The organism is Bordetella genomosp. 9 (assembly GCF_002119725.1).
Taxonomy (GTDB): Bacteria; Pseudomonadota; Gammaproteobacteria; order Burkholderiales; family Burkholderiaceae_B; genus Bordetella_C.
Window position 1 is genome coordinate 4,392,871 of record NZ_CP021109.1, and the last position, 21,241, is coordinate 4,414,111.

At 61.3% G+C, this 21,241-nt stretch carries 19 protein-coding genes; 3 read left to right on the top strand and 16 right to left on the bottom strand.

All coding sequences use genetic code 11. From position 1 onward, the window contains the following. The first annotated feature begins 207 nt into the window (after window positions 1–207). A complete protein-coding gene (locus tag CAL13_RS20195) occupies window positions 208–1,455 on the top strand; it encodes a hypothetical protein (protein ID WP_157664905.1) in 1,248 nt (415 codons plus the stop codon). A gap of 161 nt (window positions 1,456–1,616) precedes the next feature. Here the strand turns inward: CAL13_RS20195 and CAL13_RS20200 are convergent, their stop codons facing one another. The 12 genes from CAL13_RS20200 to CAL13_RS20255 all read right to left on the bottom strand — a co-directional run bounded on the left by CAL13_RS20200 (window position 1,617) and on the right by CAL13_RS20255 (window position 13,073). Then, window positions 1,617–2,357: an ABC transporter ATP-binding protein gene (locus CAL13_RS20200; protein ID WP_086073360.1), complete on the bottom strand. Its 741-nt coding sequence runs from the start codon at window positions 2,355–2,357 to the stop codon at window positions 1,617–1,619. A gap of 25 nt (window positions 2,358–2,382) precedes the next feature. Next, a complete protein-coding gene (locus CAL13_RS20205) occupies window positions 2,383–3,177 on the bottom strand; it encodes an ABC transporter permease (RefSeq protein WP_086073361.1) in 795 nt (264 codons plus the stop codon). 17 nt (window positions 3,178–3,194) lie between these two features. Next, window positions 3,195–4,316 carry a rhamnan synthesis F family protein gene (locus CAL13_RS20210; protein ID WP_086073362.1) on the bottom strand — a complete coding sequence of 374 codons (1,122 nt, stop codon included), beginning with the start codon at window positions 4,314–4,316 and terminating at the stop codon, window positions 3,195–3,197. Further along, window positions 4,309–5,256, bottom strand: coding sequence for an NAD-dependent epimerase/dehydratase family protein (locus CAL13_RS20215; RefSeq protein ID WP_086073363.1), 948 nt, complete (start codon window positions 5,254–5,256; stop codon window positions 4,309–4,311). The genes CAL13_RS20210 and CAL13_RS20215 overlap by 8 nt, the downstream gene beginning before the upstream one ends. Next, complete coding sequence (locus CAL13_RS20220; protein WP_198297871.1) at window positions 5,257–6,417, bottom strand: glycosyltransferase family 4 protein; 1,161 nt, start codon at window positions 6,415–6,417, stop codon at window positions 5,257–5,259. It abuts the gene before it with no gap. Between the two features lie 92 nt (window positions 6,418–6,509). Further along, window positions 6,510–7,565, bottom strand: a complete 1,056-nt coding sequence (locus tag CAL13_RS20225) for a glycosyltransferase family 2 protein (protein ID WP_086073365.1) — start codon at window positions 7,563–7,565, stop codon at window positions 6,510–6,512. Next, the gene (rfbC, locus tag CAL13_RS20230) at window positions 7,562–8,131 is read right to left on the bottom strand and encodes a dTDP-4-dehydrorhamnose 3,5-epimerase (protein WP_086073366.1); all 570 of its coding nucleotides are present in this window, start codon (window positions 8,129–8,131) and stop codon (window positions 7,562–7,564) included. The genes CAL13_RS20225 and rfbC overlap by 4 nt, the downstream gene beginning before the upstream one ends. Then, a complete protein-coding gene (gene rfbA, locus CAL13_RS20235; protein ID WP_232467714.1) occupies window positions 8,128–9,030 on the bottom strand; it encodes a glucose-1-phosphate thymidylyltransferase RfbA in 903 nt (300 codons plus the stop codon). The genes rfbC and rfbA overlap by 4 nt, the downstream gene beginning before the upstream one ends. Further along, window positions 9,027–9,926, bottom strand: coding sequence for a dTDP-4-dehydrorhamnose reductase (gene rfbD, locus CAL13_RS20240; protein WP_086073367.1), 900 nt, complete (start codon window positions 9,924–9,926; stop codon window positions 9,027–9,029). The genes rfbA and rfbD overlap by 4 nt, the downstream gene beginning before the upstream one ends. Then, the gene (gene rfbB / locus CAL13_RS20245) at window positions 9,923–10,993 is read right to left on the bottom strand and encodes a dTDP-glucose 4,6-dehydratase (RefSeq protein ID WP_086073368.1); all 1,071 of its coding nucleotides are present in this window, start codon (window positions 10,991–10,993) and stop codon (window positions 9,923–9,925) included. The genes rfbD and rfbB overlap by 4 nt, the downstream gene beginning before the upstream one ends. A gap of 2 nt (window positions 10,994–10,995) precedes the next feature. Continuing rightward, a complete protein-coding gene (locus CAL13_RS20250) occupies window positions 10,996–11,907 on the bottom strand; it encodes a glycosyltransferase family 2 protein (protein ID WP_198297872.1) in 912 nt (303 codons plus the stop codon). 59 nt (window positions 11,908–11,966) lie between these two features. Next, window positions 11,967–13,073 carry an MraY family glycosyltransferase gene (locus tag CAL13_RS20255; RefSeq protein WP_086073370.1) on the bottom strand — a complete coding sequence of 369 codons (1,107 nt, stop codon included), beginning with the start codon at window positions 13,071–13,073 and terminating at the stop codon, window positions 11,967–11,969. Window positions 13,074–13,571: 498 nt separating this feature from the next. Here CAL13_RS20255 and CAL13_RS20260 point away from each other — a divergent pair, with 498 nt between their 5' ends. Then, window positions 13,572–14,141, top strand: a complete 570-nt coding sequence (locus CAL13_RS20260) for an SRPBCC family protein (RefSeq protein WP_086058999.1) — start codon at window positions 13,572–13,574, stop codon at window positions 14,139–14,141. 157 nt (window positions 14,142–14,298) lie between these two features. After that, complete coding sequence (locus tag CAL13_RS20265) at window positions 14,299–15,189, top strand: DMT family transporter (protein ID WP_086059000.1); 891 nt, start codon at window positions 14,299–14,301, stop codon at window positions 15,187–15,189. Between the two features lie 55 nt (window positions 15,190–15,244). Here the strand turns inward: CAL13_RS20265 and CAL13_RS20270 are convergent, their stop codons facing one another. The 4 genes from CAL13_RS20270 to CAL13_RS20285 all read right to left on the bottom strand — a co-directional run bounded on the left by CAL13_RS20270 (window position 15,245) and on the right by CAL13_RS20285 (window position 21,228). Next, a complete protein-coding gene (locus CAL13_RS20270; RefSeq protein WP_086073371.1) occupies window positions 15,245–16,444 on the bottom strand; it encodes an acetyl-CoA C-acyltransferase in 1,200 nt (399 codons plus the stop codon). Between the two features lie 70 nt (window positions 16,445–16,514). Beyond that, window positions 16,515–18,863: a 3-hydroxyacyl-CoA dehydrogenase NAD-binding domain-containing protein gene (locus tag CAL13_RS20275; RefSeq protein WP_232467854.1), complete on the bottom strand. Its 2,349-nt coding sequence runs from the start codon at window positions 18,861–18,863 to the stop codon at window positions 16,515–16,517. A 296-nt stretch (window positions 18,864–19,159) separates the two neighbouring features. Beyond that, entirely contained in the window at window positions 19,160–20,374 is a 1,215-nt protein-coding gene (gene clsB / locus CAL13_RS20280) for a cardiolipin synthase ClsB (protein WP_086073373.1), read from the bottom strand. After that, window positions 20,371–21,228: an endonuclease/exonuclease/phosphatase family protein gene (locus tag CAL13_RS20285; protein WP_086059004.1), complete on the bottom strand. Its 858-nt coding sequence runs from the start codon at window positions 21,226–21,228 to the stop codon at window positions 20,371–20,373. Before CAL13_RS20285 ends, clsB begins: the two co-directional genes overlap by 4 nt. Between the last annotated feature and the right edge of the window lie 13 nt (window positions 21,229–21,241).

Below are 21,241 nucleotides of genomic sequence, written 5' to 3' on the forward strand. Positions count from 1 at the left end.
AATGTTATCGAGTTGGCCCACCATGCTCCACGTGAATATCGTACCGATATCGTCCTGCACCATCGAAGAGACGAAGTTATTGGTCAGCTTTGATGGCCCGATGCCTCCGCTTGGGGGAGCAACCCCGTGACGAGCCGTCGTGGTCCCTTGTTGCTGCTGGTCGCGGTGCTGCTTGGGTCTTGGGCGTGCTTTAGGCCCGGCATCCTCATGTCCGACACGATGACACGCTGGGCTGGGGCTTACACGCTAGCCGGCAAGTTGGATATTTGGTGGGGAGTTGAACAGTGGCTCGCGCCGACAATGACCTGGTTCATGCTACCCGTCGCAATATTCGGGCTGAGTACCGGCTATTTCCTCGGCGCTCAAATCGCGTATCTAATCGCCGGTGGCGCCATGTGGATCCGTATGACATCCAGCGCAAGGCCCTGGTCGATTCCTCTTGTTTTTTCAATTCCCTTAGTCTTCGTTTACGGCAGCTTTGTAGTTCCCGATGTATGGACACTTGCGTCCATACTGTCGACTGTGGGGTGCTTATTCGCTCTTGGTTCAGGCGCTCGCGCGTGGCCGGCGCTCGTTCTGTTCTTCTCGAGCGTAGTGCTGTTCGGCTTTCGCCAGAACTCAATAGTGCTTGTTCCACTCCTGGTTGGGTTCGTCCTCACGGAGCGGGGTGTCAGCCGATCCTACAAAGCAGTCCTTACGTTAGTGGTAGCTGCCGCACTATTGACGGTCGCAACAGTCCCGACGACGCTTGGTTTCAAGGGCCCCACCAGTGCCGCAGCAGCGCCTGCTTGGGAATTGATTGGCGCAATCCGAATTGCGCAGCAGAAGGGCGTGGTACGGGATAAGACACTCACCCTTGCGGGAATAGCGGATACGAAAAAGGCGGTAGACAGACATTCATTCACCACAATTGACACAGTTCTATGGGGTCCGGACGCCGCGTTACCGACTACCGCTGTCATGGAACACAAAAACGAAATAATCCGTCGTTGGATTGCGATGGTGATCCACCATCCCTGGCTGTATATTGAGACGAAATTACAAATCTATAAGTGCATGTTGGGCCTGTGTGAGAGTTACCTCCAAACGCAAGTGGGCGTCGTAGAGCCTTGGCCGCAATTAGAAGGGCGTGTACAGGGGTATCAGGCTCAAGGCGTAAGCAGCGCCATACTCGCGTACGCGAATTGGACCGGAGGAGCGTTGCGTTGGATGGTGCTACCGATATTCTGGCTACCGATTTCTGCAATTGCGTTCGCCCTAAGTTGGAGGAGTTATAGCCGACATGATCGCATGCTGATTGGCATGGCGACTTTCTATTTGTTGAGCTTCTTTATTCTCAACCAGGCCGCCTCGTTTCGCTACCTCTTCCCAACGTATGTGATCTTCAGCGCTTACCAACTTCGTGCAGTCGCTTACCTGTCCGGGCGTTTATTCCGACGCCTCTCGGCCTCGTAAGCAAACGCGTTGCAGTTGCAGCTCCGCAGTTGTGGGCCCTCGCCCGCACTTGAGAAACGACGCACGAAGCCATCCCCGCGTCTTGAGGCGCAAACAACTGACCTCTAGGTTTATGGCGCAGGTGGCATTCTGCTCCACGAAAAAGATTCGCCGGCCTGGCGTCATCCGAAATACAACGGAACGATTTCCTCCGGTGTGCCGTCCATTTTTATTTTCCCATGTTCGAGCCAAAGCACGCGATTGCACGTGTGTAATATCAAGTCACGAGAATGGCTGGCGATGATGAGAATTTTCGTCGCCTGAACCAACCCGCCAAGACGTTCTTCCGCCTTGTGCTTGAAACCTTCATCGCCAACGGACAGCCATTCATCCATCAATAGAATATCCGGTCGGATTACCGTCGACACCGCAAACGCCAACCTCAGGTGCATGCCGGATGAGTAGGTGCGAACCGGCATATCGATGAAGTCACCGAGTTCAGAAAACTCGATAATCTCGTCCATCTGCGTTTTTATTTCACTCTTGCTCAGCCCAAGCAACGCGCCACGTAGACGAATGTTCTCACGTCCGGAAGCCTCAGGATCGATACCGAACGATATATCGATGAGCGAGCCAGTCTCACCTTCTATGCGAGCGCTTCCGGCCGAAGGGCCATAAACGCCGCTTAATAGGCGCAATAACGTGCTCTTTCCGGCTCCGTTGTGGCCCACCAAACCCACCCTGTCGCCGTCCTTGAAGCTAAAAGACAGGTTTTCTAATGCGCGTACGACTACGCGCCCTTGCGCATCCGCGCCTAACTGGCCGCCTGTTGCGACCTGGAAAATCCTTTTCTTCAGGGAGCGGGCGCTCGCGTTATAGATGGGAAACTCGACGCTCACCTGGTCAAAAACTATCGAAGCCATTTTTCGCTTTAGACGGAATTTCTTTTCACAGCCAATACGCAATTCGGCGCCGGAAGCGGCCGTAGAATCCCAACGTAATTGTCCAACCTACCATCGCCAGTGCTATGGATACCGCCCAGTTTTCGGGCGACGGCATTTGTCCCAGCAATGGCGCACGCACGATCTCAAGTAGGTGATAAGCCGGATTGGCATCCAAAATATAGGTGCTCGCACGTTCCGGCAGGAGATGTGGCATCCACATGATCGGGGTCAGGTAGAACACAATCTGGAGCGCACTAACAATAATCTGCGGAATGTCGCGATAGCGAGCCGATATAGTTCCGAGCAACAACGATACCCACAAAAGGTTCAGCACTAGGACAACGAACCCCGGTATGCTGACCACGGCCGCCCAAGTCAGCGGCTTGCCGACGGCGATCAAGACAAGCGGGAATATCACCAAGTTATGGGCCAAAATGATGATGTTGCGCCAGATCATGCGGAACATATGTACGGTGAGCGGGATAGGGAGCTGCTTGATGATCGCTTCAGCCGATATAAACCCGCTACATCCCTCCGTGATAACGGCGGAAATGAATCCCCACAGAATTAGGCCTATGGCGAGAAAGGGTAGAAACTGTTCCATGGGGGAACTGAATATCTGCCCGAACACGATGCCAATCGTGGCAATCACAACGCCCATGCTGATGGTGAGCCAAAACGCGCCGACTGCGGAGCGGCGATAGCGCTGGCGCACGTCCTGCCAACCAAGAACCCCGGCCAAGGGAAGCCGTCGAATCGCGCCGGCAATGTCTACGGCCGCTTCTTTGAAAATGTTCATCTCAAAACCGTCATTGTTTACTTAAGGCGAACAGCGTCCCGCGTCTGCTGCGCGGTAGGAACCGCTTCCGTGACCGCCTCTGCTACTTGTCTGTGAGAATTGAGCAATTTGCGCCAGACCACGTCGAGGTTTGTCGTGACGGAGGCCGAATCGCGCACGTGGATAATAGTCGATGGTAGAGGGTAGGCTTCTGGCTCTACCACCTTAGCCCATCGATAGCCTCTGGCTTCGCATGCGTACAGGAAGGCGCGTTCAATCGCATGCGCCAACGTTCCATCAACCTGGCCGGTTTCATCGGGGAAATCGGCAAACCGCAATCCGAGGTCCAGCAATGGCCGCAAGGCGTCTGTGCGACACCAGAACATCGACCCAGATGGGCACTCGAGTTCCATCTGGGGGTCAATGGCAACGTGCGCTCGCCCCATCAGCTCACGCGTCAACTCGAAGTTCTTTCCCCAATGGACATGGCGGCGGAGGGGATAAAAATGCTGCGGGAAAACAAACCCGACAGGCTCCTGTGATAGCAGGTGCAATATCGAGCTCACGGTCTCGGGAGAGCCAGCGAGGGACCGATAGAGATACTCCCGCCAAGGAGCGAGATGATCTCCCCCGTGCGGCGATTTTTTGGTGTGCAGGCTGAGCGCAACGTCGTACCTGCCGTACACGTCGGCGAAGCCGACCAGTTTCGGAGCAATATCGCGTCCTCGATTCTCAAACACCCGGACCTCGACGGTTCCGTTGGTGTATCCCTCAAACGCAACCAGAATCCGGTCTCGCTTTTCTGCCGAAGTGGTCGAGACGAACACGTCGGCGCGGACGGGAATGTTACGCAAGCATGCTAGAAGCTCCGCGCACAACTCCGGATAAAAGATATGGAGGACAGCGCAGACACGCAATTCCGGCGGTATGGTGATCGGGAACTGAAAAGGCACTGCGTAGGCATAGTCGTCCAGGTCGTCCGGTCGATTGGGCGGTCGAGGCGGCAATGATTCCTCTGCGACTTGGTGGCGGAAGACTTCTAGGAAACCTCGTAAACCTCGCCGGCGGAGCAGCCGCAGAACCTTCCTCGCGAAATCGCGCCCGCCGCCGGAGAAGCCGCGCCCAAACAACCGCCGCAAGGCGGAGACGTAGCTATTCATAACGCTTCGTATGATGATTCTGGTACCACGCCAATGTCGTGGCGATGGCGGCTTCGAACTCTGCTTCCGGAATCCAGCCGAGACCGACCGCGGCACGCTGAATTTCCAATATGCTCACGGGCACGTCCACCTTGCGTCCTTCCCGGAAGCGAACTTCAATTGGACGCCCAAGGGCCTGCTCAATGGCGGAAACGATCTCAAGCAGATTCTTGCCCTTGCCGCTTCCGATGTTAAAGATGCGCTCCGCACCCTCGTGCGTAGCTGCAGCGACCAGCGCGCGAGTGACGTCATCGATATAAATATAGTCGCGCACGATGGTTCCGTCGCCCCAAATCTCTATCGGGCGATTTAGCAACGTGCATTGCATGAAAGCGGCGACTACGCCTTGGCCTTTTGATGCCGTCTGGTAGGGACCAAAGGGATTGGCAACACGCAAGACACGGTACGAGAGACCATGCGTGAACTCAAACAAGTGCAGGTATTTTTCGATCGAGAGCTTCGAAATGCCATAGGCGGTAATTGGACTGGTAGGCGCATCTTCCGGCGTAGGGAGAACGCTCGGAATGCCATAGATGGTGCCCCCAGAAGAAACGAATACGATCCGCCGGACGGCGGCACTGCAACATGCTTGTAGCAACGCCAACGTGCTCAACACATTGCTCTGGACGTCAGCCACCATATTCGCGTTCGCACTCGCCGGCGTGGTAGCGTTGACAAGGTGGAATACCACATCACACCCCGCCACAGCCCGCGCGACGGCATCAGGATCGGCGAAATCACCCTGGATCCAGTCTACACAGTCCGGCAACGCATCCGGCCGGGAGCAACGCCCGAACGCCCGCAAGTACATCACCCTGCCTGCGAGGTCGCGGCACAGATTCATGCCAAGGAAGCCAGCACCGCCTAGCACCAAGCAACGCGCGTTTGCCAATGTGCTCATTTAGCTCTCCACAACGGCATCAGCGATGGACTGTTGTACCAGCTCGCGCAGAATGCGGCTCAACTTCTTGCCCTCTTTCTTCCAGTCGCTTTGAGCAGCGGTCCGTAGGCCGGCCGCTCGCAGCCGCTCGCGTTCCGCTGGATTCCCCAAAATAGAGCACAGAGCGTCAGCCAGGGCCTCCACGGTCGGTTCTGCCATTCGCGCGTTCTCGTCCGTCAACAACCATTCCGTGCAGGGTGCGCGATTACTGACTACAGGAACGCCGCAGGCCATGAGCTCCAAAGGCAGCAGGGACAGGTTAGTAAAGGACAGCACTAACGCCGCGTCGCAGCGAGCGTAAAGGTCGCCCAGCTTGTCCAAGCTCACTACCCCCGCATCGATATGCGGAAAAGGGACGTCGTAGCCGTCGATACTTCCGCCTGCAAGCACCGCCACTGCTTCCGGCATGCGCCGCGCAACTTCCTTCAGCGCCATGATTCCAAGTTCAAACCCGCGCCGAGCAGTCGCCGGTCTCGCGTAAAAAAAAATGTGCTTCTTCTTACGACCTTCCGCGAAGGGCTGAGCCCGGTACAAGCTACGATCATAGGAAAATCCCAACGCATGCGTACGCATCCCGTATTCTGCATGGAGTTTTTGCGCAAGCCAATCGCCTGCCGTAATCCCGACAAAACCGAATCGGTAAGTCGCCTCTGCAAAAGCGCTATCCGACCCCACCGGATAAAAGTACGGCTCGAAGTCTTGTACGAAATAACACTTATGGGTCGTCGCCTGAAAGGCGCGAACGGCATATGCCGTTTCCCAGGAAGTGGCAATGGAAACGGACGCCGCTGGTAGATCCTTCAAGCCAACGTACGTCTTCGCACGTAAAGGGAAATACCAAGAAGCGATGTTCCGGCCCAGTTGCGCCGGATCCAGATCGGGATAGACATTCCCAATAGCGATGATACGGCAATCGAATCCCTCCTCCTCAAGCATTCTGATAAATCGGAGGATATTCAGGTGACCGCCAGATGCGGGACCGACATCCGGCAGGAACCAATTGACCGTATTCTTAGCCACATCGGCCGCGTCCCACGGCTCGCTGGTGACTACGGGATTCAAGAATCCATAGCGCGCGGGGATGCTCACAGGCCGCCCTTCCCGGCCGTTCTTGCTCGTCAATACCTCCAAACATTTCCGAGCTAGAGCTTGAAGCCCATGTTGGCGAGCGTAGCGCGTAGCCTGGGAAAAGCGGTGCTGGAACTTGGCCGGTTTCATGCGTTGGCCCGCCCGCTGGAAGACGTAGGCAACCCTTCGCTGACACGGCGATCTCGGGACAGCTTACGGCGCCACCATGGGGACAAGCGATCAGCCCGGGCACCTATGTAATGGCCCGCCACGGTCATGAGATTCATCAAGGGCATTTTGAGCACGGCGCGCGGGTCCGCTCGCCAGAGGCCAGCCTCGGCGGCATAGGCGAAGTCGCGTCGCGTACGGCTAAGGTAGCTGCCCAGCGCGTGGCGGCGCGAAGGCACCAGGACATAGCCAAACAGGCGATACAACGCAAACGATTCGTCGAAGCTACGCTGCAGTTTCTCGAAAATCGCGTAATCGTGAGAGTGGTACACCGCGCCCTCATCCGAATATCCCTTCTTCCAGCCAGCTTCAATCACGTGCTTGGCCCATACCTGGTCCTCCGCGAAATCGACCTCGGGATAGGGAATCACCTCCCATACGGTACGGCGCAACAACGCGTTGTTATCCGAGAAGAAATGCAGTACCTGACGATAGTGTTGGTCGGCTCGATACCGGTCGGCGTCTTCGCAAAAGACGACCTTCTGCTTGCCGAAATACTCGAAGTGCTCGATAAGGTCTCGCTTGGTGAACGGATTAGCGTCTGGATAGGCGATATGCCGCCCATACACGCCGGCGATTGAGTCATCGCTATCGGCCACGTCCACAAGCGACTGCAGCCATTGCGGCGTAGCAGGTAGCGCGTCGTGAGTGAGCATCGCCACATATTGGCCGCGGGTCGAAGCTATGGCGAGGTTACGTGTTTTCCCATGACCGAACTCGGCGGGCGGAATCTGCAGCGTCCGGACGCGGGGATCTGCGAGCGATTTAACATGGTCGAGCGTGCCGTCCGTCGACCCGGAGTCCACGACAAGGACATCGAACGCAAAGCGGGTCTGCTGAATCAGGACAGCTTCCAACACCTGGCGAAAAATATCGCCAGGGTTCTTTGTAAGCACCACTACAGAGACCTTAGGAGCGGCGGCCTGCGGTAGCTTCGGGGAACGCCCGTCGGTGAATGAAATATCGGAGCTCATGCCGGCCCAACTTCGCCGTGATAGTCGAAAAGCTCGCTATCCTCGAGAGCCAAACCTTTTTCATCCTTTGCCGACAGCCGAGGCGTCACACCTTCCGGCCATGCAACGCCGATTGTGGGATCATTCCAAGCAATGGTCCTCTCATGTTCTGGCGCATAGAAGTCGGTCGTCTTGTATAGAAAATCGGCCGAGTCGCTAAGGACGAGGAACCCATGCGCGAACCCGGGGGGAATCCACAGCTGCTTTTTGTTCTCCCCGGTAAGCTCGACGCCAACCCATCGCCCAAAGGTGGGCGACCCGCGACGCACGTCGACCGCCACATCGAAAACTGCGCCCTCGGTGACACGCACCAACTTGCCTTGCGCTTGCTTGATTTGATAATGCAAACCGCGCAACACGCCACGGCTGGATCGGGAATGGTTATCCTGTACAAAATCGAAATCCAGTCCGGTTGATTCCGCGAAAGCCTTGCGATTGTAACTCTCGAAGAAGAAACCCCGGCTATCCCCGAACACCCGGGGTTCAATCACGAGCACTTCCGGTATCTGGGTAGGTATGACATTCACGTCCGAACCTCATCTTTAAGAAGACGAAGGAGATATTGACCGTATCCGCTCTTGGCGAGGGGATTTGCCAATTTTTCGAGTTGCTCCCGCCCAATAAAGCCTCGGCGGAACGCGATCTCCTCTGGGCAGGCAACCTTCAACCCTTGCCTGTGTTCGATCGTCTCAATGAAATTGCTAGCTTCTATCAGACTCTCATGCGTGCCGGTATCGAGCCAGGCGTATCCCCGCCCCATGATTTGCACATTAAGCAAACCGCGCTCAAGATATACCCGATTTGCATCGGTGATTTCCAGTTCACCCCTCGCTGAGGGGCGCAAGCTTGCAGCGATGTCGACGATCTGCTCATCATAGAAATACAAGCCCGTGACCGCATAGTTGGACTTCGGCTTTATAGGTTTCTCTTCCAGCGAGGTCGCGCGACCTTCGGTATCGAAGTCAACAACACCATAGCGCTCGGGATCGTGCACGTGATACGCGAACACAGTGGCGCCTACGGTCTGTTCCACTGCTCGTTCCAGTTGAACGTGCAAATCGTGACCATAGAAAATGTTGTCGCCAAGCACCAGCGCGGAAGGAGATCCATTCAGAAACTCCTTACCAATAATGAACGCCTGCGCCAAACCGTCCGGACTTGGCTGCACTGCATACTGCAAGTTGATTCCCCACTCACTGCCGTCACCGAGTAACTGCTGGAAGCGCGGAGTGTCCTGCGGCGTAGAAATAATAAGAATGTCGCGTAGCCCCGCCAGCATGAGTGTGGCAAGCGGATAGTAGATCATCGGCTTGTCGTAGATGGGGAGCAGCTGCTTGGACACAGCCTTGGTAACGGGATAGAGTCGAGTCCCAGACCCGCCTGCCAGGATAATGCCTTTGCGGTGACGTTGCATGGTGGTGATCATTTGTCGAGAATTTCTGTAAGCATGCGATCGACACCCGCCTTCCAGGATGGCAATGAAAGCCCGAAAGTCTGGCGCAATAAGGCTGTATCTAATCGCGAGTTCAAAGGGCGGCGGGCGGCGACTTCGTAAGCACTGGACGGAATCGGGTTGACTGACTCAGGCCGCACCCTTAGCTCTACTCCATGTTCGAAGGCCTTTTGGAGGACATACCGCGCATAGTCGAACCAAGACGTCTCGCCCGCTGCGACGAGGTGATAGGTACCTCCAAGTTCCGGGGTCCGAAGCAGACGAGCTATCAGATGTGCTGTCACATCCGCGATGAGATCCGCACCCGTCGGCGCGCCAACTTGGTCATCGATTACGGAAAGGCTATCCCGCTCCCGGGCCAGCCGCAGCATCGTCTTGGCGAAGTTCCGTCCGCGTGCGGCATAAACCCAGCTGGTGCGTAGAATCAGATGCACTCCGGCCGCCTTCCGGATTTGCTGCTCACCTTCCAGTTTGGTGCTGCCATAGACACTTAGTGGCTTTGTGGGATCGCTTTCCGTCCAAGGTCGCGTCCCGCTGCCGTCAAAAACGTAATCGGTGGAATAGTGCACCAGCAGAGCGCCGCTGGCCGCAGCTTCTCGAGCCAGAACGGCAGGACCCGTCACATTCACTGCACGCGCCGTGTCCGGCTCCTCTTCTGCCTTGTCCACAGTCGTGTACGCCGCCGCATTGACGATGACGTCCGGCGCAACCGCTTTTACCGTGTCGGCAAGGCGGTGTGTGTCGGTGAGATCCCCGCACAAGCCGATTTCGCCATCCCGGCCTAAAGCCACGAGCTCCCCCAGCGGCGCCAACGACCGTTGGAGCTCCCAGCCTACCTGACCGTTCTTGCCTAGCAGAAGGATCTTCACTGTTGCCGGCCCGCGTAGTTCTTTTCGATCCACTGCTGATAGGCGCCGCTTTGCACGTTGGCCGTCCAGCTGGTGTTCTCCAGATACCACGCTACGGTCTTGCGGATGCCGGACTCGAAGGTTTCGGCCGGCTTCCACCCCAGCTCGCGCTCGATTTTGCGTGCGTCGATCGCATACCGGCGATCATGGCCCGGCCGATCACGAACGAACTCAATCTGCTCAGCGTATGAGCGGCCATCGGCGCGAGGCTTCAATTCGTCCAGAATCGCGCAAATCGTTTTGACGACTTCGATGTTTGGCTTCTCGTTCCAACCACCGACATTGTAAGTTTCGCCGGGCTTCCCTGAAGCAAGGACGGTCCGAATGGCTGAGCAGTGATCCTTTACGTACAGCCAGTCGCGAATTTGTTGGCCATCACCATAGATGGGCAGCGATTTTCCGCTGATAGCGTTCAGAATGACCAAAGGAATCAGTTTTTCCGGAAAGTGATACGGGCCGTAGTTGTTGCTGCAGTTCGTCGTCAGGACAGGCAGGCCGTATGTGTGATGCCATGCGCGCACCAGATGATCGGAAGCCGCCTTGCTCGCGGAGTACGGGCTGTTCGGCTCGTAGGGATTCGTCTCCGCGAAGGGGGGATCGTCCGCCTCGAGAGAGCCATACACCTCGTCCGTAGATACGTGCAAAAAGCGGAAGGCACTTCTTTCCGCCGGTGGAAGGCCCGCCCAATATGTACGCACACTTTCGAGCAGGCTGAACGTACCCACGACGTTCGTCTGAATGAAGTCACCCGGCCCGTCAATGGAACGGTCCACGTGCGACTCTGCCGCGAAATTTACAACTGCCCGTGGCTTGTGCTCGCTCAGCAGTCGAGACATGACTGTACGATCCCCGATATCCGCTCGCACGAACGTATATCCGGGCCGCCCCGAAACGGACGCCAAAGTTTCAAGATTTCCGGCGTACGTCAACTTGTCGACGTTCACCAACGGCTCGTCGGTTTCACCGAACCAGTCCAACACGTAATTTCCGCCGATGAAACCGGCACCACCCGTTACCAAAATCGTCATAGCTACAGTTTCTTGAAAAAGGCGGCCACGAGAAGGCCGATATTGCCGCCGAAGGTTTGGCGATAAACGCCTGAACGCTTTAATCCTGCAAGGCGGCGCACGATACCACCATGGCGAGAGGTGTCGAATTCTTCGAAAATTCTCTGCTGAGGGGCTGGAAGTTGATCTGCAATGCGGCGTATGCCTGCCACGTTTGCGTCTATCCAATGTCGCAATTGCCCTTGCATCAGCAGCCGGACGCGCGCCAGCCGCGCTGAGATGCCTTGATTGGATCCTATGAGATTGCCGCCATGCTGTCTGTACAGGAGTGACGGTTCCGGGTCGTATACAACTTGGCCGCCGGCCGCGCTGATGGCGACATAGGTCCACCAATCGTGCGCGACAACGTCCAGATCCGAACCGGCATTCATGAGTACCTGACGGCCCTCGGCGTTGAACACCATGGTGTTCCCGCCGCCTACATTTTGCACAAGGGCGTTCCTGAAGTCAGGCTTTTGTGTAAAGAGAGGTGATAAGCCCAATCTTGCTCCGGTCTCATCAATTAGCGTCGTCCTGGAACAATACAGCGCAGGACCAGTTGAGGCCAATTTCTCCAACTCCTCGATCGCGCGCTCCAGCTTCCCCTTTGCCCACACGTCGTCTTGGTCGGAATAAGAGAAATACTCCGCGGAGATTTCCGATCGGCAGACAAGGGAAAGAAAATTTGCGGCAAATCCACGTGATGGACCCCGCACGACTTCCATGCGTGCCGGCCCCCAACGCCGATGGTACTCCGATAGAATCTCTAACGTACGGTCACGGGACCCATCATCGGAGACCCAAACCTTCCAGTTCCCGTAGGTCTGGGCCGAGATGGAGTCCAATTGCTCCCGAATGAAGCGCTCGCCGTTATAGGTACATAGCAGGATCGCCACGTGTGGCCCTGATTGCGGCGGAAAATCACTAGACGTTGACATTCCTGCACTATCCGTACTCAACCCTCGTCAGCCTCTTTCTTGACCATAAGCCAACGCGGCGTCGCGAACTTGACCAATTTGCGATACAGCGCTAGATAAACGATCGAAAACAACGCCACAAACCCCATCAACACATATTCGTACTGCCAGAACAAAACCGCCGGAATGACGGCCAGCGACGAAAGCACCCACAGATACGGCGAGGTCATCGCATTACGCTGGATCTTATGCCTGGCTTCGGTGGACCCGATGGCCCAGCGCACCAGCCGCTTATAAACCAGCATGTGCAGATGCACACCATCCGGCACCCCAGGGGACCGCCCCCGCAGCCACCGTTTCCGGTAAATCGAAAACAAGGTCTCGAACACCGGATAAATGCAGAGCAGCAGGGGAAACCATGCCGACACCTCCGGATGCCGGTACAGCATCAGCACCGACAATTCGCCGATCATGAACCCAATGAAATACGCGCCGCCGTCGCCCAGGAAAATCAGCCCGCGGGGATAATTCCAGATCAGAAACCCGCCGATGGCGCCCATCATCCCGACGGACGCCACCACCAGCAGGCGATCGCCCAGGTAGTACGACACGTATGCCATACCTGCCAGGATCATGGCCGATACGACGGCGGCAAGGCCGTTGTATCCGTCGATGATGTTGATGGCGTTGGCCGCGCCGCCCACGGCGATCATGGTGCAGACCAGCGAAATCGCCCAGAACTGCAGCAGCCAGTCCACGCCGATGATATCCAGCCGAACGACGGCCGCGTCCAGCAGATAGTAGCCCAGGGCGCCGGCGAGCATGGCCAGCAGCAGCCGAACCAGGGCGCGGACCCGCTTGGTCAGGTCTTCCGCCAGCCCGCCCAGGAAAGCCGGCATGCCGGCGAGCAGCAGCAGCAGCAACGGCTTGAGCAGGGCCGGCTCGCGCCATGCCGCGGCGCCGGCCACAACGAGCATCGCCACGACCAGGGCGATTCCCCCCACGCGCGGAACGGGGCGCACGTGGTACTTCTGCACGCCGGTCATGTCGCTGTCCGCGGTGTACCTTGCATGCAAATGCCCATACCGGAGCGTCAGCAGCGTGATGGCTGCGGACACGAGAAAGGCGATGGACACGTAAAGCATGAAGGATTACCTACCCTGCGACTCTTCTTTTGCGGTTTATCTAGGGTCGGCTGCGTTTTCATCGTTGGCGCGCGCCGTGGCAAAGCGGGGCGCGCGGCTCATCATTACCCTACTAGATGGCGGGGCGAATTTTACTTCTTTTCTGCAGGGTCTTCCGCGCGGGCCGACTTTCTGTATGTCACTGATTTAGAACAAATTGCACGCCGTTCCCACGGTAATGGACCGGGGCATCGCACGCACCGGCATCTACCGGCATGCGGCGTTCATTTGGTGACATGATTAACAAATAGTATCGGCGGCGCCAGGCCGTCGCGGCCGGAAATCCGCGCAGGCCGGATATTTGCTCTTCTTGGCCGGCAATTTCCACGCTGCCATTGCGCCTTTATCCATCAGCATTTATTCAGTTTCCAAACGGCGGCGGCGAGGGATTTCGATGTAGCCATTCGGACTGATCAGGTCCAAAATGGAGAGAAACAAGGTCATATAAAGGAGACAGCCATGCGCATTTCCGATGCTCAATGGATTCCTGCAACCCAGCACCAGACCTGGGAAGCGCTGACCGACTGCTCGGTTTTGCGGAAATGCATACCGGGCTGTGTCGAGGTGGAATGCCGCTCGCCGACGGAATATGCCTTCACCGTCCGGGCCAAGGTTGGCGGACTCGCCGCGGATTACCAGGGCGAGGTGCTGCTTTCCGACGTCAACCCGCCGCATGGCTGTACCTTGGTTTTCGAGGGAAAGGGCAATGCCGCGGGCCTGGCCATCGGGACCGCGCAGGTCAACCTGACGCCGAAGGACGAAGGGACCCGGCTTTCCTACACGCTCGCGGCCATGGCGGGCGGCAAGCTCGGCGAAGTGGGTGAAGCGACGCTGTTGAAGGCGGGCCAGAAGATCGTGGAGAAGTTTTTCGCCTCGTTCATCGATTACATGGCCACCCAGCCCCGGCTGGCCCCGCCTGCCCCGCCTCCGCCGCCCGAACCGCATGGACTGCGCAATTCCCGCTGGTCCTGGGCCGTGGTCACGGCGCTGATTCTGGTGTTCGTGGGCTATCACGCTTTCTTTACCTGATCGCCTGCGTCCCAACCAACGGCACCCGGCGGCCGGGGAGCCGATGCGGCATGGATGCGCACAACAGCGCCCGTTCCCGGCCCGCAAAAAACGGAGTGTTGAACCCCACCGCCGGTGTATGCTCCAGACCTTCGCGCCACATAGACCCCGGGGTTTTATGCGCAGCCGTGATCTGACCGATTTGCTCGTGTTGGCCGCCGTCTGGGGCGGCTCGTTCCTCTTCATGCGCGTTGCGGTGCCGGAGTTCGGCCCAGGCCCGCTGATGGAATTGCGCGTTGGACTCGCGGCCCTTGCGCTGCTGGCCGCGGTGGCGTGGCGCGGCGGCTTTTCCATCATCGCGCGGCACTGGAAGGCGATTCTGCTGGTGGGCGCGTTCAACGCTGCCCTTCCCTTTCTGCTCTACGGCTACGCCGCGCAACGCTTGGGCGCGGGTTTCCTGGCAATTTCCAATGCGGTGACCCCGATGTGGGGTGCGGTGATAGGGCTGGTGTGGATGCGCGACCGCCTGCCCGCCCTGCGCGTGCTGGGCCTGGCGATCGGCTTCGCGGGCATCATCGTGCTCGTCTGGGACAAGTTCGATTTCGGCGATGGCGGCACGGGCTTGCCCGTGCTGGCCGCGCTGGTGGCGCCGATCTGCTATGGCGTCGCGGCCAACGCGACGAAGCGGTATCTGACGGGCGTGGACGCCCTGAGCAGCGCGACCGGCAGCATGATCGCGGCGGCCTTGCTGCTGCTGCCGCTCGCGGCCTTCACATGGCCGGAAGCGCCGGTTTCGGTTCCGGCGTGGGCCTCGACCGTGGCGCTGGCGCTCGTCTGTACGGCGATGGCTTATGTGATGTTTTTCCGCTTGATCGCCAGCGTGGGTCCCACCGCGGCGGTGAGCGTGACCTTTCTGGTGCCGGTGTTCGGCGTGCTATGGGGCACTCTGCTGCTGGACGAAGAAATCACCGGGAGCATCGTGCTGGGCGCGGCGATCATCCTGGCCGGCACGGCGCTGGCGCTGGGGCTCGTCAAGAAGCCGCGCGAAGCCACGCCGGATTCGCCGTAGGCGAAATGCGGTGCGGCCATGCAAGGCCCCATCACGAACCGCTGACGCGCCGCGCCTACACGCGCTCGAATATCCCTGCTGCGCCCATCCCCGTTCCGACGCACATCGTCACCATCCCGTACCTGCCCTGCCGCCGCCGCAGGCCGTGGACGACCGTGGCCGCCCGGATGGCGCCGGTGGCGCCGAGCGGATGGCCCAGCGCGATGGCGCCGCCCAGCGGATTGACGCGCGCCGGATCGAGTCCCAGTTCGTTGATCACCGCCAGCGATTGGGCCGCGAAGGCTTCGTTCAATTCGATCCAGTCCATATCCTGCACCTGCAGCCCTGCCTGGCGCAGGACGGCGGGAATGGCTTCCCGCGGACCGATGCCCATGATCTCGGGCGGCACCCCGCGCACGGCGAAGGAGACGAAGCGCGCCAGCGGCGTCAGGCCGTGGTCGCGCACGGCCCGCTCGGAAGCCAGGATCAGGGCGCCCGCGCCGTCCGACGTCTGGGAGCTGTTGCCGGCCGTGACGCTGCCACGCGCCGCGAATACCGGCTTCAGTTTGGCGAGCGCCTGCGCGGATGTATCCGCGCGAGGGCCTTCGTCCCGGTCGAAGTCGCGCGACGCGGTTTTCAGCTCGCCGGATTGCAGGTCCGCGTCCCGCGTGACGACCGGCACCGGCGTGATTTCGTCGCCGAACTCACCCGCCTGCTGGGCGGCGATGGCGCGCTGGTGCGATTGCAGCGCAAACGCATCCTGGGCGTCGCGAGGGATTTTCCATTGTTCGGCCACGCGTTCGGCGGTAAGGCCCATGCCGTACGCGATGCCGACGTCCTCGCCGCTGGCGAAAACCGAAGGCGAGAAGGAAGGCGCATAGCCCATCATCGGGACCTGGCTCAGCGATTCCACGCCCCCGGCGATGACGACGTCGGCCTCGCCGACGCGGATGCGGTCCGCCGCCATGGCGACCGCGCTCAGGCCCGATGCGCAGAAGCGGTTGATGGTGATGCCGGGCACGCGATCTGGCAGGCCGGCCAGCAGCACCGCCATGCGGGCGACATTCAGGCCTTGCGAGGCCTCGGGGCGCGCGCAGCCGATGATGGCGTCATCGATGGCGGCGGGGTCCAGGCTGGGCGCCTGCGCGACCGCGGCGCGCAGGATGTGCGCCAGCAGATCATCGGGACGGGTATGGCGCAGCGCGCCCCTGGGGGCCTTCCCCACGGGGGAGCGGGTGGCCGCGACGATGTAGGCGTCTTGCAAGGTGGTCGGCATCGTTGTCTCCTGGCGGCGGCGCGTGGCCGCGCAGCGTATTGGTTCGAAGCGGCCGCAGCCGCGGGCAAGCTCAGTTGCGCACCGGCTTGCCCGTCTTCAACATCCCGACGATCCGCTCATGCGTTTTCGCATTCGCCAGCACGCCCAGGAAGGCGCGGCGTTCCTGCGCCAGCATCCACTCATCGTCCACCAGCGTCTCCGGGTCGACGTCGCCGCCGCACAGCGCCCCCGCAACAGCGCAGCCCAGCTCGTAGTCATAGGCCGAGATAAACCCGCCATCGCGCAGATTGATCAGTTGGGCGATCAGGGTAGCGGCGCCGTCCCGGCCGGCGACCGGAAAGCGGGTGGGCAGCGGCGGGCGCCAGCCGGCGTCGGCCATGGCCAACGCATGCCGGATGGCGACGTAGAGCAGCTCGTCTTCCTGCATGACGATGGGATCGCTTTCACGCAGCCAGCCGGTGCGCCGCGCCTCAAGGGCGGAGCCCGATACCTTGGCGGAGGCCACCGCTTCGGCAAAGGCTTGCAGGAAGGGCAGCAAGGGCTGGCCCGGCGCGGTGGCGCCGCGCTGCTCCGCCGCGCGGCGCGCGCAGTACGCCAATCCGCCAGCGCCCGGCACGAGGCCGACGCCGACCTCGACCAGGCCGATGTAGGTTTCCAAATGGGCGACGCGGGCCGCCGCGTGGACCGCGATCTCGCAGCCGCCGCCCAGCGCCAGGCCGGCCAGCGCGGCGACGGTGGGCACGAGGGCGTTGCGCATGCGCTGCGCCACGCGTTGCAGGTCCCGCTCCATCGGTTCGATGGCGGCGGCGCCGCCTTGCATGAAGGCCGGCAGCACCGCCTGCAGGTCCGCGCCAGCGGAAAACGGCGAGCCGTCCTGCCACACCACCAGACCGCGATAGCGGGCTTCCGCCAGCTCGATGGCATGCAGCAGGCCATGGGTGACCGCGCCGCTGATCGTGTGCATCTTGGTCCTGAAGGACGCAATCAGGATGTCGTCGGCGCCGGGGGCCGTCCACAGGCGGATCGATTCGTTCTCCTCGACGGTGCGTCCCGGGGGGTGACGCGCTTCGCCGACAAGTCGCGGCGGCGCCAGCTGGCGCCTGTAGACGGGCAGCTCGCGCCGCGGCTCGAATGTCTCCGTGCGCGGATTCCAGGAGCCCACCGGCGTGTGCACGCCGCCGGCCTCGTCCACCGGTCCTTGCAGCACCCAGTCCGGCAGCGGGACGCGGCACAAGGCGCGGTTCTGTTCGATGTCTTCCTGTATCCACTGCGCCACCGTGCGCCAGCCTGCCGCCTGCCAGACCTCGAACGGACCCAGGGCATGACCGAAGCCCCAGCGCATGGCGAAGTCCACGTCGCGCGCGGTATCGGCGATGTGAACGAGATGCACGGCGGCATAGTGGAAGGTGTCGCGCAGCAGCGCCCACAGGAACTGGCCTTGCGGGTGCGAGGATTCACGCAGGGCGCGCAGGCGCCGCGCGGGATCGCGGTCGTCCAGCGCTGCCGCCACGGCATCGTCCACGCGGGTTTCCGCGGGCACGTATTGACGTGTGGCGGGATCCAGCCGCAGGACGGCCTTGCCTTCCTTGCGATAGAAGCCCGCGCCCGTCTTCTGCCCCAGCGCCCCCTGCTGCAACAGCGCGTCGAGCACGACCGGCGTGGCGAAGGCCGGGCGGAATGGATCGTCGGGCAGGCCGGTCTGCATGGTGCGGATGACGTGCGCCAGCGTGTCCAGCCCGACCACGTCGGCGGTGCGGAAGGTGCCGGACTTGGCGCGCCCCAACCGGGCGCCGGTCAGTGCGTCGACGACGTCGTAGGTCAGCCCGTAGCGCTCGGCCTGCAGCATCGCCGCGAGGATGCCGAACACACCGATGCGGTTGCCGATGAAGTTGGGCGTGTCCTTTGCGCGCACCACCCGCTTGCCCAGGTCGGACACCAGGAAGGTTTCGATGCGATCCAGCAACGCGGGGTCCGTGCGGACGGCGGGGATCAGCTCGACCAGCGGCATGTAGCGCGGCGGGTTGAAGAAGTGCACGCCGCAGAAGCGCGATTGCACGGCGTCGGGCAAGGACGCCGCCAGCGCGTCGATCGACAGGCCGGAGGTATTCGTTGCCAGGGTGGCGTGCGGCGCCAGGGCGGGGACGATGCGGCGGTACAGGTCCTGCTTCCAGTCCAGGCGTTCCGCGATGGCCTCGATCACCAGGTCGCAGTCGCGCAACCGGTCAAGGTGTTCGTCGTAGTTGGCGGGCTCGATGTGCGCGGCGCGCGCCGGGTCGGCCAGGGGCGCGGGGTTCAGCCGCAGCAGATTATCGATGGCCTTGCGCGCCGTGGCGCTGCGGTCCGGTCCATCGGCGGGCAGGTCGAACAGCACGGCGGGCACGCCCGCGTTGACGCAGTGCGCCGCGATTTGCGCGCCCATGACGCCGGCGCCGAGCACCGCGACACGGCGGATCCGGGGCGGCTGCGCGCCCTGCCCGTTCGTTTCGCCCGGGCCGGGGCCGGCAGCGGATACGCTCGCGGGATGCAGCCCGGAAGCCGTGATCGTCGGTATCCCCATGTCGTGCCTCCTCCCATGTCGTGTCTTCTGTACGCCGCCGGCGGCGCTCGGTCCAGCCGCGCGGCCCTGTGGCTGCCGGATCGCCGGGCGGCCGCTCCGCAACCATTGCAGCATTGCGCACCGGCCGATGCAAGCTGCAGCGGCCGGTCGGCGCACCGTCAATACTGCCCGGCCTGACCCGTCAGCGCCACGCCGATACGCAGCAAGGTATAGGCGGCATTATCGATCGCCTGGCGCACCAGGCCGCGTCCATCGTGCTCGGTTTCGCACACCCGCTTGCCGCCGCGCGCGATTTCCTCTTCCAGCTTGTGCCGCAGCTCGGCGGCAAAGCCAGGGTCATCCACCACCACGTTGGCCTCGCGCGCCAGCAGCAGGCTGAACGGATCCAAATTTGACGAGCCCACCGTGGCGAAGTCGTCGATCACCGCCACCTTGGCATGCAGGTAGCCCGGCATGTACTCGTAGATTTCGATGCCGGCCTTCAGCAGGTCCGCATACAGGGCATGCGTCGCGTAGTACTGCAGCCGGTATTCGACCTTGCCCTGCAGGAGCAGGCGCACGCGCACGCCCCTCGCGGCTGCCCGCCGCAGCGCCACGCGAAAGCGCAGCCCGGGGAAGAAGTAGGCGTTGGCGATCAGGATTTCGCGCTGCGCGTGGGCGATGCCGTACAGATAGGCGCGTTCGAAGGTCTGCCGCCAGCGCAGGTTGTCGCGCAGCACGAAGGCCGCGCGCAGATGGCCCGGCGCGCGCGCGGCCGTGGCGAAGTAGGGACGGCGCAGGCGGCGGCGTTCCGCGCGATATTCCTCGCGGCCCATGGCGTCGCGGCCCAGACGGGCCCGCAGGACTTCCTGCGCATGGACGGCGTGGAGCACCAGCGGACCGCGCACCTCCACGGCGAAGTCCAGGCGCGGGCACGCGTCGGTGCCTTGCGTGGTCAGGTCGTCGTAGTCATCGACGATATTGATGCCGCCCACGAAAGCGATACGGCCATCGACCACCGTGACCTTGCGATGCAGGCGGCGCAGGCGGCTGCGCGAAAACACCAGCCGCATCGGCCATGGCGGTTCTGGCCGGAAGATGCGGCACTCCGCCCCCATCTCCAGCAGACGGCGCCGCACCTCGCCGACCCACTCCAGGCTGCCGTAGCCGTCGATGACCACGCGCACGTGCACGCCGCGAGCGCAGGCGCGCGCCAGGGCGGCCAGCACGCCCTGGGCGGTGCGGTCCAGAGTGAAAATGTAGGTTTCGAGATGCACCGTGGCGCTGGCCGCATCGATTGCGTCGCACAGCGCGGGAAAGAATTCTTCGCCGTTCTTCAGCAGGCGGATGGCGTTGCCATCCGACCAGTGCAGGCGCAGGGGCCGCGGCGTCACGGCAGTTCGAGCTCCGCCAGCAAGGGGGCGTGGTCGGACAGCTTGGCCCAGGCGCGGCCGCGCAGAACCCGTGCGCTGCGCACGGCGAAACCCCGTTGATAGATGCGGTCCAGCCGGAACCAGGGGAACACTGCGGGGAAGGTGCGCGGCGGCGGCGCCACCATGTAGTTGCCGTGCATTGTCAGCTGATTGCCGCGTTCCAGCAGCGCCAGGCTGTTGGGCACGCCGCGCAGCACATTGGTCAGGCGCCGCATGGTTTCGCGCAGGCGGGGCCCTTCGCCGACCAGCTTCGGCGCGTGAGAGAAGACTTCGTACACGCCGAGCCGCTCGACGAACAGCGGCGCCAGCCGGTCGTTCCAGTCGTTGAAGTCGCCGGCGATCACCATTGGCGCGCCGGGCGGCACCATGCGGTCGATGCGATCGACCAGCGCCTGGATCTGCCGCGTGCGGCTGCCGGCGAAAAGACCCAGGTGCACCACGAAGCAATGGATATCGCGTTCGCGCACGCGCACCGTCGCGTGCAGCAGGCCGCGCTGCTCCAGCCGGTGATCGGAGATGTCCTGGTTCTCGTGGTCCACGATGGGATACCGGGAGAGCAGCGCGTTGCCGTGGTCGCTGTGATTGCGCACCGCATTGCGGCCGTAACACATCTCCATATGCAGCGCGGCCGCCAGCGACATATGCTGCGCGTCCAGCACGTTGCGCGCCTCGTTGCGGCCCTGCACTTCCTGCAGGAACACCAGGTCCGGCCGCAGGCCGTACAGACCCAGGCGCAATTCCTTCAGGGAGTCCCGCGCACCCAGCGCGGAACGGCCCTTGTGAATGTTGTAGCTGACGACACGCAGAATGGACATGGCCGCGGTTCGG

What these genes read in the sequence shown, in the direction of transcription:
- CAL13_RS20270 (WP_086073371.1), bottom strand. Translation starts at nt 16,444, where the DNA reads ATGCCGACCACCTTGCAAGACGCCTACATCGTCGCGGCCACCCGCTCC.
- rfbA (WP_232467714.1), bottom strand. Translation starts at nt 9,030, where the DNA reads ATGATCACCACCATGCAACGTCACCGCAAAGGCATTATCCTGGCAGGC.
- rfbB (WP_086073368.1), bottom strand. Translation starts at nt 10,993, where the DNA reads ATGACGATTTTGGTAACGGGTGGTGCCGGTTTCATCGGCGGAAATTAC.
- CAL13_RS20200 (WP_086073360.1), bottom strand. Translation starts at nt 2,357, where the DNA reads ATGGCTTCGATAGTTTTTGACCAGGTGAGCGTCGAGTTTCCCATCTAT.
- CAL13_RS20265 (WP_086059000.1), top strand. Translation starts at nt 14,299, where the DNA reads ATGCGCAGCCGTGATCTGACCGATTTGCTCGTGTTGGCCGCCGTCTGG.
- CAL13_RS20210 (WP_086073362.1), bottom strand. Translation starts at nt 4,316, where the DNA reads ATGAATAGCTACGTCTCCGCCTTGCGGCGGTTGTTTGGGCGCGGCTTC.
- CAL13_RS20225 (WP_086073365.1), bottom strand. Translation starts at nt 7,565, where the DNA reads ATGAGCTCCGATATTTCATTCACCGACGGGCGTTCCCCGAAGCTACCG.
- CAL13_RS20260 (WP_086058999.1), top strand. Translation starts at nt 13,572, where the DNA reads ATGCGCATTTCCGATGCTCAATGGATTCCTGCAACCCAGCACCAGACC.
- CAL13_RS20285 (WP_086059004.1), bottom strand. Translation starts at nt 21,228, where the DNA reads ATGTCCATTCTGCGTGTCGTCAGCTACAACATTCACAAGGGCCGTTCC.
- CAL13_RS20195 (WP_157664905.1), top strand. Translation starts at nt 208, where the DNA reads ATGTCCGACACGATGACACGCTGGGCTGGGGCTTACACGCTAGCCGGC.
- CAL13_RS20275 (WP_232467854.1), bottom strand. Translation starts at nt 18,863, where the DNA reads ATGGGCGCGCAAATCGCGGCGCACTGCGTCAACGCGGGCGTGCCCGCC.
- CAL13_RS20215 (WP_086073363.1), bottom strand. Translation starts at nt 5,256, where the DNA reads ATGAGCACATTGGCAAACGCGCGTTGCTTGGTGCTAGGCGGTGCTGGC.
- CAL13_RS20255 (WP_086073370.1), bottom strand. Translation starts at nt 13,073, where the DNA reads ATGCTTTACGTGTCCATCGCCTTTCTCGTGTCCGCAGCCATCACGCTG.
- CAL13_RS20205 (WP_086073361.1), bottom strand. Translation starts at nt 3,177, where the DNA reads ATGAACATTTTCAAAGAAGCGGCCGTAGACATTGCCGGCGCGATTCGA.